The organism is Arsenicicoccus cauae (genome assembly GCF_043162025.1).
Classification (GTDB): Bacteria; Actinomycetota; Actinomycetes; order Actinomycetales; family Dermatophilaceae; genus Arsenicicoccus; species Arsenicicoccus cauae.
In genome coordinates this window covers 2,739,456-2,754,860 of sequence record NZ_CP171001.1, presented here as the reverse complement: position 1 = coordinate 2,754,860, position 15,405 = coordinate 2,739,456, and the positions used below count along the sequence as shown (strand labels likewise).

Genomic DNA, 15,405 nt, shown 5'->3' with positions numbered 1-15,405 from the left:
CTCATCGGCCTTCCTCCCTCTGGGTGTGCAGCTCGCTGCCGATCTCGGCGTCGAGCTCCTCGTCCGACTCGTCGACGTCCGGGCTCCCGATGTAGGCCTCGATGACCCGGGGGTCGGACTGGACGACCGAGGGTGCGCCCTCGACCAGCGCCTCGCCCCGCACCAGGCACAGCACCCGGTCGCAGAGCGTGAAGATGAAGCGCATGTCGTGCTCGATCACCACGACCGCCATGCCGTTGTCGCGGATGCGGAAGATGAGCTCCTGGGCCTGCTCGGTCTCGCGGGGGTTCATGCCGGCCGTCGGCTCGTCGAGCAGCACCACCTTGGGGTCCGTGGCCAGGGCCCTGGCGATCTCGAGGCGGCGCTGGTCGCCATACGGCAGGTTGCGGGCCAGCAGCTCGGTCGAGCCCCCCAGCCCCACGAACTCCAGGAGCTCCTGGGCTCGCTCGCGCGTCTCGCGCTCCTCGCGGCGGTACTTCGGGCCGCGCACGATGGAGGTGAGCGGGCCGGCCGAGGTGCGGCAGAAGCGACCCACCATGACGTTCTCGAGGGCGGTCATGTTGCCGAAGAGACGGATGTTCTGGAAGGTGCGGGCCATCCCCTCCTTGACGACCAGGCCGGGCCTGGGCGGGATCTCCTTGCCCGCCAGGGCGACCCGTCCCTCCGTGGGCTTGTAGAGCCCGGTGAGGCAGTTGAAGAAGGTCGTCTTGCCGGCGCCGTTGGGGCCGATCAGACCCATGATCTCGCCCTCGTGGACGACCATGTCGACCTGGTTGACGGCCGTGAGGCCACCGAAGCGCATGGTGACGCCTCGGGCCTCCAGCAGGACGGCCCCGCCGGGGCTGGGCGCGCCCGAGGGCTGGCCGCCCGGACGCTCGTCGACTCGCGTGCTCATGACACCTTCTCCACGTGGACGTGCTCGATCTCGTCCGCCAGCTCTTCGTCGTCCTCGTGGAACTCCAGCTGACGACGCTTGTTGGCGACCAGGCCCTCGGGCCGGAAGCGCATCATCAGCACGAGCAGGAGACCGAACATCAGGAGGCGGTACTCGCTGAAGAACCGGAGCTTCTCGGGCAGCAGCTTGAGCACCACGGCGCCGAGCAGGACGCCGCCGATGGTGCCCATGCCGCCGAGGACCACGGCGGCGAGCAGGAAGGCGGACTCCAGGAACTGGTACTGGTCCGGGGTGACGGACTGGTCGTGGTGGGCCTTGACCGTGCCGGCGAGGCCGGCGAGGAAGGCGCCGCCGGCGAAGGCCAGCAGCTTGAGCCCGAACACGTTGACGCCCATGGCCTCGGCAGCCTTCTCGTCCTCGCGGATCGCGATCCAGCCACGCCCGATGCGGCTGTCGTTGAGGCGGCTGAACACCAGGGTGATCAGGCCGAGCAGCAGCAGCAGCAGGAAGTAGTAGTTGGCGAACCGGGGGATGTCGACGCCGAGCAGGTTGTGCGTGTCCCCGAAGTTGAAGCCGTAGAACTCCAGGTCGGGGATGGCGGGGATCCCGTTGGGGCCCCGGGTGATGTTGGGCCCGTGGGCGCCGTCGAGGTTGTTCATGGCCAGGCGGAAGATCTCGCCGAAGGCCAGCGTCACGATCGCCAGGTAGTCACCGGACACGCGCAGCGTCGGCGAGCCGATGATCAGGCCGAGGACGGCCGAGAAGCAGGCGCCGATCAGCACCACGACGAGGAACGGCGGGTGCCACCCGATCGTCGCGAAGGTCGACTCCGACATGGTCGCCGCCACGTAGGCACCCGCCCCGAGGAAGGCGATGTAGCCGAGGTCGAGCAGGCCCGCCAGGCCGACCACGATGTTGAGGCCGATCGCCGTGGCGGCGAAGATGATGACCTGCGTCGCGATGGACATATTGGCGTTGGACCCGCCCTGGGTGAACGGGAAGGCGAACGCCGCCAGGAAGGTCGCCAGGAGCAGCACCCGGCTGTGGTGGGCGGCGACGACGGACAACCAGTCGAAGAACCCGCCCCCGACCAGGCCCGCCCCCATCGCGAAGACGAAGGTCAGGAAGAGCACGAACACCCAGGCGTCCTCGATGCCGAGGCCGTAGGCGGCGCCGAACAGCACCAGCGCGACGAGCGCCACGATGATCAAGATCTCGACCCACCCCGCGAACCGCTGGTGCGGCTCGGAGCGGACCTTGCGCACGGGCAGCAGGAAGCCGGCGGCGGCGACGAGGAGGGCCCCCACGATGCCGATCCACAGACCGGGGTCGGCCGCAGCGACCAGCGCGGGGTCCGAGGTAGCGACCCCCACCAGCACCAGCAGCATGAAGACCAGCGAGCCGATGCCGAGGCGCTTGAGCCCGGACGGCGACCCGAGGTGCCGGCCCAGGCGGGCCAGCGGACCCTTGCGGACCAACGTCATGAACAACGCGAGCAGCCCGAGGGCGATCGCCATGAGCTGCACCGGTGCGGGGTAGCCGACGATCGTGACGTTGCCCAGCAGGGCCGGGTCGTAGGTCCACGGGAGGAACGCGCTGGCGATCAGCAGGAGCGAGCCGACGATGCCCAGCAGCCAGGCGCGGGTCAGCCGGGGCTCGAGGGGGGCCTGGTCCGCGGCGGCCCCGCGACGCGGCATACGGGAGTCGCTCGACGAAGTGGTGACGGTGCTCATGCCCGGTCCACCACCCGAGCGCCCATGATGCCCTGGGGGCGAAAGACGAGGAACACGATGAGGAGCCCGAAGGCCCACACGTCCTTCCAGTCGGAGGGGAACAGGTTGGTGGCGAAGGCCTCGACGATCCCGAGGGCGATGCCGCCGACGACGGCGCCCTGGATGTTGCCGATGCCCCCGAGCACCGCGGCGGTGAACGCCTTGAGGCCGTAGAGGAAGCCCATGCGGAAGCCGATGGTCCCGTCCTGCAGGCCCTGCGCGACACCGGCGATGGCAGCCAGCGCGGCGCCGAGGGCGAAGGACACGACGATGATGCGGTCGACGTCGACGCCCATGAGTCGGGCGGTGTCGGGGTCCTGGGACACGGCCTGCATGCCGCGGCCGGTCCGGGTGCGGTTGACGAACCACCACAGGAAGGCGGCGGACACCAGGAGGGAGGCGATCGTGAACAGCGCCGGCCGGGCCAGGCTCACGCCGCCGACGCTCCAGGCCGCCCCGGTCACGCCCTCGATCTGCGGGAAGGAGATCTTGGACTTGGCGCTGGGGAACTCGAGCGGGTTCCAGTCGACGAACAGGCCGGGCCGGTCGTAGAAGAGGCGCACGGCCTCCTGCAGAAGGACCGAGATGCCGATGGCGGTGATGAGGGGTGCGAGCCGTGGCGCGTTGCGCAGCGGCCGGTACGCCACCCTCTCCATGAGGACCGCCGTCACGACCGAGGCGAGGATGGCGCCGAGGATCAGGACGGGCAGGATCCAGATCGAGGTCTGACCCTTGAAGAGCAGCAGGTAGGTCGACATGGCGCCGAACGCGCCGATCATGAAGACCTCGCCGTGAGCGAAGTTGATGAGCTGGACGATGCCGTAGACGACGGTGTAGCCGACGGCGATCAGGGCGTAGAGGGAACCGAGGGTCACTCCGTCCACCAGGTACTGCAGGAAATGCATGCGGGCACCTTCGATCGAGTGATGACAGGGGTGGGAGGCGGGGAGGGTTGGCCTCCCCGCCTCCGATGGAGCTCGTCCGGCGACCTGGCGATCAGGCCGTGCCGGTCTTGGCGGCGACCCACTTGCCGCCCTCGACCTTGTACGCCGTCAGGGTGCGCGTCTTGGTGTCGCCGTACTCGTCGAACTCGACCTTGCCGGTGACTCCCTCGATCGCGACCTTGCCGACCGCGTCGGCCATCTTGGCGCGGGCGTCCTCGACGGTCTTGGCGTCCTTGAGGGCCGTCTTCGCGCCCTCGATGATGACGTTCGCCGCGTCGTAGGAGTACGCGCCGTAGGCCTCGGAGGGCTCCTTGTAGCCGGCCGTCTTGTAGTCCGCCAGGAAGGTCTTGCCCTTCTCGAGCGTGTCGGTCGGGGCGCCGACGGAGGTGGCGAGGTCACCGGTGGCGGTGGCGCCGGCCAGCTTGATGAAGTCGGCGGCGAAGATGCCGTCCCCACCCATCACCGGGACCGCGAGCCCCGCCGACTTGGCCTGCTGCGAGAGCGGGCCGGCCTGGGGGTACTCGCCGCCGTAGTAGATCGCCTTGGGCGCGGACGGCTTGATCTTGGAGATGACCGGGCCGTAGTTGGAGTCGTCCGGGTTGATGGTCTCGGCGGCCACCACGGTGCCGCCGCCCTTCTTGAACTCCGCGGTGAAGGCCTCGACCAGGCCCTGGCCGTAGGTCTTCTTGTCGTGGATGGTGGCGACCTGCTTGATGCCCTGCTCGAGGAGGTACTTGGCCGCGAACGGGCCCTGCACCGAGTCGGTGGTGCAGGTGCGGAAGTACGAGGGGTACATCCGCTGCGGGGCGTCGGCGAACTTGGCGCCGCGGGTCAGCGAGGGGTTGGTGTTGGCCGGCGAGATCTGGACGATCTTGGCGGTCGAGAGCACCGGCTGGACCGACTGCGAGGTCGAGGAGTTGAGCGTCCCCACGACCCCCAGGACGTCCTTGTCTGCGGCGATCGCGGTGGCGGCGTTCTTGGCGACGTCGGGCTTGGCCTCGTCGTCCTTGGTCACGACCTCGAACTTCCAGCCGGGGACGGCGTTGCTCTCGTTGGCCTTCTTGGCGGCGAGCTCGACGGAGTGCTGGATGCCGAGACCCAGCGCCGACAGGTCGCCCGAGACGGGGGCGATGACGCCGATCTTGACGGTCTTGGTGGCGGCCGCGCCGGAGCCCGACGAGCCGCTGTTGGACGTGGACGCCTCCCGCGAGCCGCAGGCCGACAGTGCGAGGGATGCCGCCAGCGCGGTGGCACCGAGGGTCATCCAGGAACGCTGCTGCACGTTTCCTCCCAGAGGGTGTGGGGGAGCGGTGTCATGGTCGACGCCGCTTGAAGTGCGGCTGACAATAGGGCTACCGGCCAGGTCCTACCAGGGTCCGGTCGATGCCGGAGCGTGACTGTGACCTGCCTGTTACCAGTGACTTGGCCTGTTACCCCGAGCGTTTGGTCGTGTTTGCTTCCGTATGCCGCCCGGCTGGCGCCGGGGGCGGGTCCTGGGTGACCGTTCATCGCCGCCAAGCGACCGCTCGCGGCAAACCCGGACGCACTCGCACGGCACTCGGGTCGTTTGAGCCGAACGGATGACGACGGGGGTGGCTCCCGCTCGCGGACGCCGTCCCGGGTGTGTCGGTGCACCGGCATAGGGTTGTCGGGTGGCTGATCCCTCGTCCTACCGACCCCGCCCGGGAGAGATCCCGGTCGACCCGGGCGTCTACCGCTTCCGCGACAAGGAAGGCCGGGTCATCTACGTCGGCAAGGCGAAGTCGCTGCGCTCCCGGCTGAGCTCCTACTTCCAGGACGTCGGTGCCCTGCACCCCCGCACGCGACGCATGGTCACGACCGGGGCGTCGGTCGAGTGGACCGTCGTCAAGACCGAGGTCGAGGCGTTGCAGCTGGAGTACTCCTGGATCAAGGAGTTCGACCCGCGGTTCAACGTGAGGTACCGCGACGACAAGTCCTACCCCTACCTCGCGGTCACGATGGGCGAGGAGTTCCCCCGCGCCCAGGTCATGCGGGGGGCCAAGCGCAAGGGGACGCGCTACTTCGGGCCGTACGGCCACGCCTGGGCGATCCGCGAGACCCTCGACCTGCTCCTCAAGGTCTTTCCGGTGAGGACGTGCAGCTCCGGCGTGTTCAAGCGGGCCGCCCAGGTCGGTCGACCCTGCCTGCTCGGGTACATCGACAAGTGCTCGGCGCCCTGCGTCGGGCGGGTGACGCCCGAGGAGCACCGCGAGATCGCCGAGGAGTTCTGCGAGTTCATGGCGGGCAGCACCACCCGCTTCGTGCGCCGGGTCGAGCGCGAGATGCAGGCCGCGTCCTCCGCGCTGGAGTTCGAGCGCGCCGCCGTCCTGCGGGACAACCTCGGGGCGATGACCAAGGCCCTGGAGAAGTCCGCGGTGGTGCTCGGCGACGCCACGGACGCGGACGTCTTCGCCGTGTCCGACGACGAGCTCGAGGCCGCGGTGCAGGTCTTCCACGTGCGCGGCGGCCGCATCCGCGGCCAGCGGGGCTGGGTGGTGGAGCGCGAGTCCGAGGATGTCGCCTCCCTGCCCCTGCTCATGGAGCGGCTGCTGCAGCAGGTCTACGGCGGCGAGAGCAGCGAGGGCGTGCCGCGCGAGGTCCTGGTCCCCGTGCTGCCCGAGGATGCCGAGGCGGTCGAGCAGTGGCTGAGCGAGCTGCGCCACGCCCGGGTCGAGGTGCGCGTGCCGCAGCGGGGCGACAAGCGCCAGCTCATGGAGACGGTGCGCCGCAACGCCGACCAGGCCCTGGCGCGGCACAAGGTGACGCGGGCGGGCGACCTCACGGCGCGCAGCCAGGCGCTGCAGGAGCTGCAGGACGCGCTCGAGCTCGACGAGGCGCCCCTGCGGATCGAGTGCTACGACGTGTCCCACGTGCAGGGGACCAATGTCGTGGCCTCGATGGTGGTCTTCGAGGACGGGCTGCCCCGCAAGGGGGAGTACCGCCGCTTCATCGTGCGGGGCGACGAGGCGGCGGGTCCCGCCGTCGACGACACCGCTGCGATGCGTGAGGTCCTCCTGCGGAGGTTCCGTCGGCACCTGGCCCAGGCCGAGGCGCAGGGGGAGACCGCCACCGAGGAGGCTCCGACCGCCACGGCGGGGGCGTCCGCCGACCTGCCCGACACGCCCGCGGGCATCGATCCCGAGACGGGCAGGCCGCGCCGGTTCGCCTATGCCCCGCAGCTCGTCGTGGTCGACGGTGGGCTACCGCAGGTCAACGCCGCCCAGCGGGTGCTCGACGAGCTCGGCATCGACGACGTGGCCCTGGTGGGGCTGGCCAAGCGTCTCGAGGAGGTGTGGATCCCGCACCAGGACTTCCCGGTGATCCTGCCGCGCTCCAGCGAGGGTCTCTACCTGCTGCAGCGCCTGCGCGACGAGGCCCATCGCTTCGCGATCACCTTCCACCGGCAGCGGCGCTCCAAGGCAATGACGACGAGCGCGCTCGACGGCATCCCCGGGCTCGGCGAGGCCCGCAAGAAGGCCCTGCTGCGGACCTTCGGGTCGGTCAAGCGCCTGCGCGGCGCCACGGTCGAGGAGCTCCAGGAGGTGCAGGGCATCGGTCCGGCGCTGGCCGAGGTCGTGCACGCCAGGCTGGCGGGCGAGCAGGCGGAGCCGGGGGTCAACCTCACGACCGGGGAGGTGCTCTAGTAGGCCGCGTTACAACAACTTCTCGTCCAAGGACGAGCTCGTGCTCGCCTACCTCCAGGAGCGCCACGAGGAGTGGCTCGGCCTCTACGAGGCGAGGCGGGCCGCCGGTGACGGCTCCGGCCGGGCGGGCGTGGCGGCGGTCTTCGACGCGTATGCCGACCACGCCAACGCCGCATACGTCCACGGCTTCCGAGGGTGCGGTCTGCTCAACGCAGCGGCGGAGCTGCCGAGCGGAGCTCCCGGGCGCGAGCAGGTCCGGCGGCACAAGGAGGAGGTGCAGCAGCTCCGTCGTCACCGGGTGGCGCTGCGCGCGCAGGGGCCGGCCGTGGCCCTCTCCGCGGCGGCCGTGGCGGTGTTCCCCCTCGCCTTCTACTCCTCGATGCGCCTCAGTGGCGTCGCCGTCGGCACCGTCGTCACCATCGGCTCCGCACCGCCCGCCGCTGCGCTCGTCGCTGCGCTCGTCGACCGAGCCGTGGACGGCACGCCCCTCTCCCGCCGGTGGGCCGTCGGGACCGCCCTCGGCCTCCTGGGCGTCACCGCTCTGGCCTTCTCGCACGCCGGCCCGGCAGGAGGAGGCCCCGTGGGAGCAGGTGCCGCCGCGGTCGACGGGTGGGGCCACGTCGCCAGCATCGGCCTCGGCCTGCTCGGCGGGGCGACCTACGCCCTCGACTCCTGGGGTGCTGTCCGGGTCATCCGGACCGGCATCCCGACCCGCGCCGCGATGGGCGCCGTCTTCGGCCTCGGCGGGGTGCTGCTGATGCCGGTCCTGGTGCTCACCGGGTCCGGCATCCTGGCCACGCGCGTCAACCTGGCCGTCGTCACCCATCTCGCCGTGGTCCCGATGTTCCTCGGGTACGTCCTGCTCGGCCGCGGCCTGGCGAGCGTCGGTGCCAGCACCGCCACCACCCTGTCCCTGGCCGAGCCGGGCGCCGTCGTCGTCATCGCCGTGCTGGCCCTGCTCCTGGCCGGTCTGGTGACGACGACAGCGCCAGGACGAGGCGCCGTCGCTGGCTAGACTGACGGCCACCCGCCCACCCGACAAGGAGCCCACCCGTGGCCGAGCCGACCGAGCAGCGTGAGTCCGACACCCGCCCGGGCGAACCCTCCCGACGGTCGGGTGACCCCGACACCGCGGACATGCCGCTCGTCTCGCGCCGCCACGAGTTCGTCGTGGTCACCGGCCTGTCCGGCGCGGGGCGGTCCACGGCCTCGAACGTCCTGCAGGACACCGGGTGGTACGTCACGGACAACCTGCCGCCGCAGATGCTGGCGCCGATGGCGACCCTGCTGCGGGACAAGCAGCCGGAGGTGCTGCGCGTCGCGGCGGTGGTGGACGTCCGGTCGCGCGACATGTTCGAGTCGCTGTCGGAGGCGCTGCAGGAGCTGCGTGACCTGGGGTGGCAGCCGCGCGTGGTCTTCTTGGACGCGACCGACGAGACGCTGGTGCGGCGCTTCGAGAGCGTGCGCCGACCCCATCCCCTGCAGGGGGACGGGGGGCTGCTGGAGGCCATCCAGGAGGAGCGGCGCAGGCTGGGTGACATCCGCTCGGTGGCCGACACGATCGTCGACACGAGCGGCTTCAACGTCCACCAGTTCTCGGCCAAGATGGCCCAGATCTTCGACTCCGAGCGGGGCCCGCGCCTGCGGGTGGCGGTCATGTCCTTCGGCTTCAAGTACGGCATACCCCTGGACGCCGACATCGTCCTCGACATGCGCTTCCTCCCCAACCCCTTCTGGGTGCCCGAGCTGCGCAGCAAGACCGGGCGTGACCCGGAGGTCGCCGGCTTCGTCTTCGACGCGCTGGGCGCCGATGAGTTCGTGGAGCGCGCCGTGGCGATGATGGACGCGATGATCAGCGGCTACGTCCGCGAGGGGCGCCGCTACGTGACGCTGGCCGTGGGGTGCACGGGCGGCAAGCACCGGTCCGTGGCCGTCGCCGAGCGCCTGTCGCGCGAGCTCTCCGGGCCCGAGGTCGGCACGATCACCGTCCACCGAGACCTGGGGCGCGAGTGAGTCGGCCCCGGGTCGTGGCGCTGGGGGGAGGCCACGGGCTGGCGGCGACGCTGTCCGCCCTGCGGCTGGTCAGCGACCAGATCACCGCGGTCGTGACCGTGGCCGACGACGGTGGCTCCTCGGGTCGGCTGCGGGCGGAGTTCGACGTCCTCCCACCGGGCGACCTCCGTATGGCGCTGGCGGCGCTCTGCAACGACGACGAGTGGGGCACCACGTGGGCGGCGGTGCTGCAGCACCGGTTCGCGGGGGAGGGGCCGCTCGGCGGCCACAGCCTCGGCAACCTGCTGATCCTGTCGCTGTGGGAGCACTACGGCGACACGGTGCGTGGCCTCGACATGGTCGGTCGGCTGCTGAGCGCCCGCGGGCGGGTCCTGCCCATGGCCGCGGTGCCCCTGACGATCGAGGCGGTGGTGCGGGGGCTGGACCCGGGCGACCCCGAGGCGCTCAGCACCGTGACGGGGCAGGCGTCGGTCGCCAAGACCCCGGGCCAGGTCGCGTCGATCGCCGTCGTCCCGCAGGAGCCGCCCGCCAGTCCCGAGGCGGTGCAGGCCATCGACGAGGCCGGGTGGGTCGTGCTGGGACCGGGGTCGTGGTTCACGTCCGTCATCCCGCACCTGCTGGTCCCGGAGCTGCGCGCGGCCCTGGTGCGCACCCCGGCGCGCCGCCTGCTCAACCTCAACCTCGAGCTGGACACGTCCGAGACCTCCGGCTTCACCGCCGAGCGCCACCTCGAGGTGCTGGCGGCGCACGCGCCGGAGCTGCGGCTGGACGTCGTGCTGGCGGACCCGTCCGTGGTCGCCGACGAGCAGGCCCTGCGCCAGGCGGCGCAGCAGCTCGGTGCCGAGCTGGTCGTGGCCAAGGTGGCGACCGCCGGGAGCCCGGGCCAGCACGACTCGCTACGTCTCGCCGCCGCCTACCGTGACATCATGAGCTGACTACACTGCGCTGTCGCATTTGTACGAAACGTGCCGAATTCGCCCACGCACCGTGCGGCCTACTGTCAGGATGGATCCCATGTCGATGACGGCCATGGTCAAGGACGAGCTCAGCCGGCTCCAGATCACCAAGCCCTCGTGCCGCAAGGCTGAGGTCTCCGCCATCCTCCGGTTCAGCGGTGGCCTGCACATCGTCGGTGGACGCATCGTGGTGGAGGCCGAGCTCGACACCGGCTCCGTCGCGAGGCGCCTGGTCAAGGACGTCGCCGACGTCTACGGCTACACCAGCGAGATCGGGGTGCTGTCCGCCGGGGGCCTGCGCAAGGGCAGCCGCTACGTCGTGCGCGTCGTCCAGGACGGCGAGGCGCTCGCGCGCCAGACCGGCCTGATCGACCCGCGCGGTCGCCCCGTGCGCGGTCTGCCGCCCAAGGTCGTCTCGGGCGCCACCGACGACGCGGTCGCCGCGTGGCGCGGGGCCTTCCTCGCCCACGGCTCGCTCACCGAGCCTGGCCGGTCCTCGGCCCTCGAGGTCACCTGCCCTGGCCCCGAGGCCGCCCTCGCCCTCGTGGGCGCGGCCCGGCGGTTCTCGATCGCGGCCAAGGCGCGGGAGGTGCGGGGCATCGACCGTGTCGTCATCCGCGACGGGGACGCCATCAGCCAGGTCCTCACGCGCATGGGCGCCCACGACGCGGTGCTGGCCTGGGAGGAGCGGCGGATGCGTCGCGAGGTCCGCGCCACCGCCAACCGCCTCGCCAACTTCGACGACGCCAACCTGCGGCGCTCGGCCCGGGCCGCCGTCGCGGCGGGCTCGCGGGTGGAGCGCGCCCTGGAGATCCTCGGCGAGGAGGTGCCCGACCACCTGCGTCAGGCCGGCACGCTGCGACTCCAGCACAAGCAGGCCAGCCTCGAGGAGCTCGGCCAGCTCGCGCAGCCCCCGATGACCAAGGACGCGGTCGCGGGGCGGATCCGGCGCCTGCTGGCGATGGCCGACAAGCGCGCCCAGGACCTCGGCATACCCGGGACCGAGGCCAACCTGACGCCCGACATGCTCGACCTCTGAGTAGTCCGTGACGCCGTCGGTCCGCAGAGCGGACCGACCCTCCCACATCTCGGACCGGTCACGGCCCGACAACGCGCCGCGCACCACTTCCGACTAGGGTGGACAACGCCAAGACGAAGACCCTCTAGGAAGGCTCAAGACGTGACTGTTCGCGTTGGGATCAATGGCTTCGGCCGCATCGGCCGCAACTTCTTCCGCGCCGTGGTGGCTTCCGGTGCCGACATCGAGGTCGTTGCGGTCAACGACCTCACCGACAACAAGACGCTGGCCCACCTGCTGAAGTACGACTCGATCCTCGGCCGCTTCCCCGGCGAGGTCACCTACGACGACGAGTCCATCACCGTGGACGGCAAGAAGATCCTGGCCTTCGCCGAGAAGGACCCCGCCGCCCTGCCGTGGAAGGACAACGCCGTCGACATCGTCGTGGAGTCCACCGGCTTCTTCACCGACGCCACCAAGGCCAAGGCGCACATCGACGCCGGCGCCAAGAAGGTCATCATCTCCGCCCCGGCGAAGAACGAGGACATCACCATCGTCATGGGCGTCAACGACGACCAGTACGACGGCTCCCAGACGATCATCTCCAACGCCTCGTGCACCACGAACTGCCTCGCCCCCATGGCCAAGGCGCTCAACGACGGCCTGGGCATCGTCAAGGGTCTGATGACCACGATCCACGCCTACACCCAGGACCAGAACCTCCAGGACGGTCCGCACAAGGACCTGCGCCGCAGCCGCGCCGCCGCCCTCAACATGGTCCCCACCACCACCGGTGCCGCCAAGGCCGTCGCCCTCGTCCTGCCCGAGCTCAAGGGCAAGCTCGACGGCTACGCCATGCGCGTGCCGACCCCGACCGGCTCCGCCACCGACCTCACCTTCGAGGCCTCGCGCGAGACCACGGTCGAGGAGGTCAACGCGATCGTCAAGGCGGCCGCCGAGGGCGCCATGAAGGGCAAGCTCGTCTACACCGAGGACGAGATCGTCTCCAAGGACATCGAGACGGACCCGGCCTCCTGCGTCTTCGACGCCCAGCTGACCAAGGTCATCGGCAACCAGGTCAAGGTCGTCGGCTGGTACGACAACGAGTGGGGCTACTCCAACCGCCTCGTGGACCTCACGGCCCTCGTCGGCTCCAAGCTCTGAGCGATCGGGGACAGCCGATGAAGACCATTGCCGACCTGGGTGACCTGCGCGGCAAGCGAGTCCTCGTCCGCTCGGACCTCAACGTGCCGCTCGACGGTGACCGCATCACCGACGACGGCCGGGTCCGCGCGTCCGTGCCCACCATCCAGGAGCTGACCGAGCAGGGTGCGCGCGTCGTCGTCGTCGCCCACCTCGGTCGCCCCAAGGGCGCGCCGGAGGACAAGTACTCGCTGAGGCCCGTGGTCTCCCGCCTGGGCGAGCTGCTCGGCCAGGACGTCGCCTTCGCCACCGACACGGTGGGGGAGTCCGCCAAGGCCACGGTCGAGGGACTGCAGGACGGCCAGGTGGCACTCCTGGAGAACCTCCGGTTCAACCCCGGCGAGACGAGCAAGGACGAGTCCGAGCGTCAGGCCTTCGCCAAGGAGCTCGCGTCGCTCGCGGACGCCTACGTGTCCGACGGCTTCGGCGTCGTGCACCGCAAGCAGGCGTCCGTCTACGACGTCGCGCAGATCCTGCCCGCCGCCATGGGCGGTCTGGTCAAGACCGAGGTCGACGTGCTCGAGCGCCTCACCGAGGACCCCGAGCGGCCGTATGCCGTGGTCCTCGGCGGCGCCAAGGTCGCCGACAAGCTCGCCGTCATCGACAACCTCCTCGGCAAGGCCGATCGCCTCCTCATCGGGGGCGGCATGGCCTTCACCTTCCTCAAGGCCCAGGGCCACGAGGTGGGCAAGAGCCTGCTCGACGAGGACAACGTCGAGACCTGCAAGGGCTACCTCGACCGGGCCGAGGAGTCCGGCGTCGAGATCGTCCTGCCGGTCGACGTGGTCTGCAACGCAGAGTTCAGCGCCGAGGGCGAGGTCACCACGGTGGCTGCCGATGCGATCCCGGCAGACCAGATGGGCCTGGACATCGGGCCGAGGTCCGCGGAGCTCTACGCCTCCAAGGTCGCCGACGCCAGGACCGTCTTCTGGAACGGCCCCATGGGGGCCTTCGAGATGGCGCCGTACGCCGCCGGCACCAAGGCGGTGGCCCAGGCCCTGGTCGACGCGACCGCCAAGGGCGCGCTGACCGTCGTCGGTGGTGGCGACTCCGCCGCCGCCGTGCGCCAGCTGGGCTTCTCCGACGACCAGTTCGGTCACATCTCCACCGGTGGCGGCGCGAGCCTGGAGTACCTCGAGGGCAAGGACCTCCCGGGCATCTCCATCCTCGGCTGACGCCGGCTGCACGACACGAGGCGGCCCCGTGAACCCGACCCGGGTGGCGGGGCCGCCTTCTCGTCATACGACTGAAAACTCTTGACTCACAAGGAGACGCACATGGCATCCCGCACGCCGTTGATGGCCGGCAACTGGAAGATGAACCAGGACCACCTGCAGGCCACGCACCTCGTGCAAAAGCTCGACTGGACCCTGCGCGACGCCAAGCACGACTACGCCGCGGTCGAGGTCGCGGTGCTGGCGCCGTTCACCGACCTGCGCTCGGTGCAGACCCTGGTCGAGGGCGACAAGCTCGAGCTCAAGTACGGCGCCCAGGACCTCTCGCAGCACGACTCCGGCGCCTACACCGGTGACATCTCCGGCGCCTTCCTCGCCAAGCTCGGCTGCACCTACGTGGCGGTCGGTCACAGCGAGCGGCGCGAGGGCCACGGCGAGACCGACGAGCTGCTCAATGCCAAGGTCAAGGCGGCCTACCGGCACGGCCTGACGCCGATCCTGTGCTGCGGCGAGGCCCTCGACGTCCGCAAGGAGGGGCGTCAGGTCGAGCACGTGCTCGCCCAGATCGAGGCCGACCTCGACGGGCTGCCCGAGGACCAGGCCAGGAGCATCGTCATCGCCTACGAGCCCATCTGGGCCATCGGCACCGGCGAGGTCGCGACCCCCGAGGACGCGCAGGAGGTCTGCGGCGCGATCCGCGGCAAGCTCGCCGAGCTCTACTCCGCCGAGCTGGCCGACGGTGTCCGCATCCTCTATGGCGGCTCGGTCAAGTCCGGCAACGTCGCCCAGATCATGGCCGAGGAGGACGTCGACGGCGCCCTCGTCGGCGGGGCCTCGCTGGACCCGGAGGAGTTCGCCAAGATCGTGCGCTACCAGGCCCACAACGCCTGACCGCACGTATCCCGCGGCCCCGGGCCGGTCGCCTGACGCTGACCGGCCCGGGGCCGCGTGCTGCCTGGCGTGTGCTCTGGGCAGCGCGCAGGTGGGATGATGCGGGCATGAGTCTCAAGCCCCAGCAGCACCGCCGTCCGTCCCCCGCCGAGGTCCGCGCGATCAACGACTCGATCCGCTACACCATGTGGTCCGTCTTCCAGGTGACCGACTCCGTGGGGGACGAGGCGGAGCGCGAGGGGCTGCTCGCCGAGGCGCAGGCGTTCTTCGACCAGCTCGCCGCCGACGGACAGGTCACGGTGCGCGGGATCTACGACGTGGCCGGGCTGCGGGCCGACGCGGACTTCATGGTGTGGTGGCACGGCGAGTCCGTCGAGGCGGTGCAGCGGGCCTACCACGCCTTCCGGCGCACGGGGCTGGGCCGGGCGTGCGACCCGGTGTGGTCCAATGTCGCGATCCACCGCCCGGCGGAGTTCAACAAGAGCCACATCCCGGCGTTCATGGCCGACGAGACGCCGCGCGCCTACGTGTGCGTCTACCCCTTCGTGCGGTCCTACGAGTGGTACCTCCTTGCCGACGAGGAGCGCCGCGACCTGCTCGTCGAGCACGGCCGGATGGCCCGCGACTACCCCGACGTACGGGCCAACACGGTGGCGAGCTTCGCCCTCGGCGACTACGAGTGGCTGCTGGCCTTCGAGGCCGACGACCTGCACCGGATCGTCGACCTCATGCGGCACCTGCGGGGGGCGGCTGCGCGGCGGCACACGCGCGAGGAGGTGCCGTTCTTCACCGGCCCGCGCGTCGACCTCGACCAGCTCGTCGCCGACCTTCCATGACCTACCGGGGGTAGGGGCATCGACCGGCCTTCGTCCC

The 15,405-nt window shown here is 70.7% G+C and carries 13 protein-coding genes; 9 read left to right on the top strand and 4 right to left on the bottom strand.

The annotated features are described in order from the left end of the window. Nucleotide 1: 1 nt before the first annotated feature. From ACF3NS_RS12915 to ACF3NS_RS12900, 4 genes are all read right to left on the bottom strand, one after another. A complete protein-coding gene (locus ACF3NS_RS12915; RefSeq protein WP_392466495.1) occupies nucleotides 2–895 on the bottom strand; it encodes an ABC transporter ATP-binding protein in 894 nt (297 codons plus the stop codon). Continuing rightward, complete coding sequence (locus ACF3NS_RS12910; protein ID WP_392466493.1) at nucleotides 892–2,628, bottom strand: branched-chain amino acid ABC transporter permease; 1,737 nt, start codon at nucleotides 2,626–2,628, stop codon at nucleotides 892–894. Before ACF3NS_RS12910 ends, ACF3NS_RS12915 begins: the two co-directional genes overlap by 4 nt. After that, a complete protein-coding gene (locus tag ACF3NS_RS12905; RefSeq protein ID WP_154591909.1) occupies nucleotides 2,625–3,572 on the bottom strand; it encodes a branched-chain amino acid ABC transporter permease in 948 nt (315 codons plus the stop codon). Before ACF3NS_RS12905 ends, ACF3NS_RS12910 begins: the two co-directional genes overlap by 4 nt. Before the next feature lie 91 nt (nucleotides 3,573–3,663). Next, entirely contained in the window at nucleotides 3,664–4,875 is a 1,212-nt protein-coding gene (locus tag ACF3NS_RS12900; RefSeq protein WP_392466490.1) for a branched-chain amino acid ABC transporter substrate-binding protein, read from the bottom strand. 388 nt (nucleotides 4,876–5,263) lie between these two features. On the opposite strand from ACF3NS_RS12900, the gene uvrC reads away from it, so the two are divergent. The 9 genes from uvrC (at nucleotide 5,264) to hemQ (ending at nucleotide 15,368) form a co-directional block, all read left to right on the top strand. After that, nucleotides 5,264–7,276 carry an excinuclease ABC subunit UvrC gene (gene uvrC, locus ACF3NS_RS12895; protein ID WP_392466489.1) on the top strand — a complete coding sequence of 671 codons (2,013 nt, stop codon included), beginning with the start codon at nucleotides 5,264–5,266 and terminating at the stop codon, nucleotides 7,274–7,276. A 40-nt stretch (nucleotides 7,277–7,316) separates the two neighbouring features. Next, the gene (locus ACF3NS_RS12890) at nucleotides 7,317–8,291 is read left to right on the top strand and encodes an EamA family transporter (protein WP_392466486.1); all 975 of its coding nucleotides are present in this window, start codon (nucleotides 7,317–7,319) and stop codon (nucleotides 8,289–8,291) included. A gap of 122 nt (nucleotides 8,292–8,413) precedes the next feature. Further along, nucleotides 8,414–9,289, top strand: a complete 876-nt coding sequence (gene rapZ / locus ACF3NS_RS12885) for an RNase adapter RapZ (protein WP_392469132.1) — start codon at nucleotides 8,414–8,416, stop codon at nucleotides 9,287–9,289. Continuing rightward, nucleotides 9,286–10,224: a uridine diphosphate-N-acetylglucosamine-binding protein YvcK gene (gene yvcK, locus ACF3NS_RS12880; RefSeq protein ID WP_392466484.1), complete on the top strand. Its 939-nt coding sequence runs from the start codon at nucleotides 9,286–9,288 to the stop codon at nucleotides 10,222–10,224. The genes rapZ and yvcK overlap by 4 nt, the downstream gene beginning before the upstream one ends. 79 nt (nucleotides 10,225–10,303) lie before the next feature. Further along, nucleotides 10,304–11,284, top strand: coding sequence for a DNA-binding protein WhiA (whiA, locus tag ACF3NS_RS12875; RefSeq protein WP_154591906.1), 981 nt, complete (start codon nucleotides 10,304–10,306; stop codon nucleotides 11,282–11,284). A 141-nt stretch (nucleotides 11,285–11,425) separates the two neighbouring features. Next, a complete protein-coding gene (gene gap / locus ACF3NS_RS12870) occupies nucleotides 11,426–12,427 on the top strand; it encodes a type I glyceraldehyde-3-phosphate dehydrogenase (protein ID WP_288799743.1) in 1,002 nt (333 codons plus the stop codon). 17 nt (nucleotides 12,428–12,444) lie between these two features. Continuing rightward, the gene (locus ACF3NS_RS12865) at nucleotides 12,445–13,641 is read left to right on the top strand and encodes a phosphoglycerate kinase (protein ID WP_288799745.1); all 1,197 of its coding nucleotides are present in this window, start codon (nucleotides 12,445–12,447) and stop codon (nucleotides 13,639–13,641) included. Nucleotides 13,642–13,743: 102 nt separating this feature from the next. Then, entirely contained in the window at nucleotides 13,744–14,532 is a 789-nt protein-coding gene (tpiA, locus tag ACF3NS_RS12860; RefSeq protein ID WP_288799747.1) for a triose-phosphate isomerase, read from the top strand. Between the two features lie 107 nt (nucleotides 14,533–14,639). Beyond that, nucleotides 14,640–15,368: a hydrogen peroxide-dependent heme synthase gene (hemQ, locus tag ACF3NS_RS12855; protein ID WP_154591903.1), complete on the top strand. Its 729-nt coding sequence runs from the start codon at nucleotides 14,640–14,642 to the stop codon at nucleotides 15,366–15,368. Nucleotides 15,369–15,405 lie beyond the last annotated feature (37 nt).

Excerpts from the sequence above, each read along its gene's own strand:
- ACF3NS_RS12915 (WP_392466495.1), bottom strand. The coding sequence starts at position 895 with ATGAGCACGCGAGTCGACGAGCGTCCGGGCGGCCAGCCCTCGGGCGCG.
- ACF3NS_RS12910 (WP_392466493.1), bottom strand. The coding sequence starts at position 2,628 with ATGAGCACCGTCACCACTTCGTCGAGCGACTCCCGTATGCCGCGTCGC.
- ACF3NS_RS12905 (WP_154591909.1), bottom strand. The coding sequence starts at position 3,572 with ATGCATTTCCTGCAGTACCTGGTGGACGGAGTGACCCTCGGTTCCCTC.
- ACF3NS_RS12900 (WP_392466490.1), bottom strand. The coding sequence starts at position 4,875 with ATGACCCTCGGTGCCACCGCGCTGGCGGCATCCCTCGCACTGTCGGCC.
- rapZ (WP_392469132.1), top strand. The coding sequence starts at position 8,414 with ATGCCGCTCGTCTCGCGCCGCCACGAGTTCGTCGTGGTCACCGGCCTG.
- whiA (WP_154591906.1), top strand. The coding sequence starts at position 10,304 with ATGTCGATGACGGCCATGGTCAAGGACGAGCTCAGCCGGCTCCAGATC.
- ACF3NS_RS12865 (WP_288799745.1), top strand. The coding sequence starts at position 12,445 with ATGAAGACCATTGCCGACCTGGGTGACCTGCGCGGCAAGCGAGTCCTC.
- tpiA (WP_288799747.1), top strand. The coding sequence starts at position 13,744 with ATGGCATCCCGCACGCCGTTGATGGCCGGCAACTGGAAGATGAACCAG.
- hemQ (WP_154591903.1), top strand. The coding sequence starts at position 14,640 with ATGAGTCTCAAGCCCCAGCAGCACCGCCGTCCGTCCCCCGCCGAGGTC.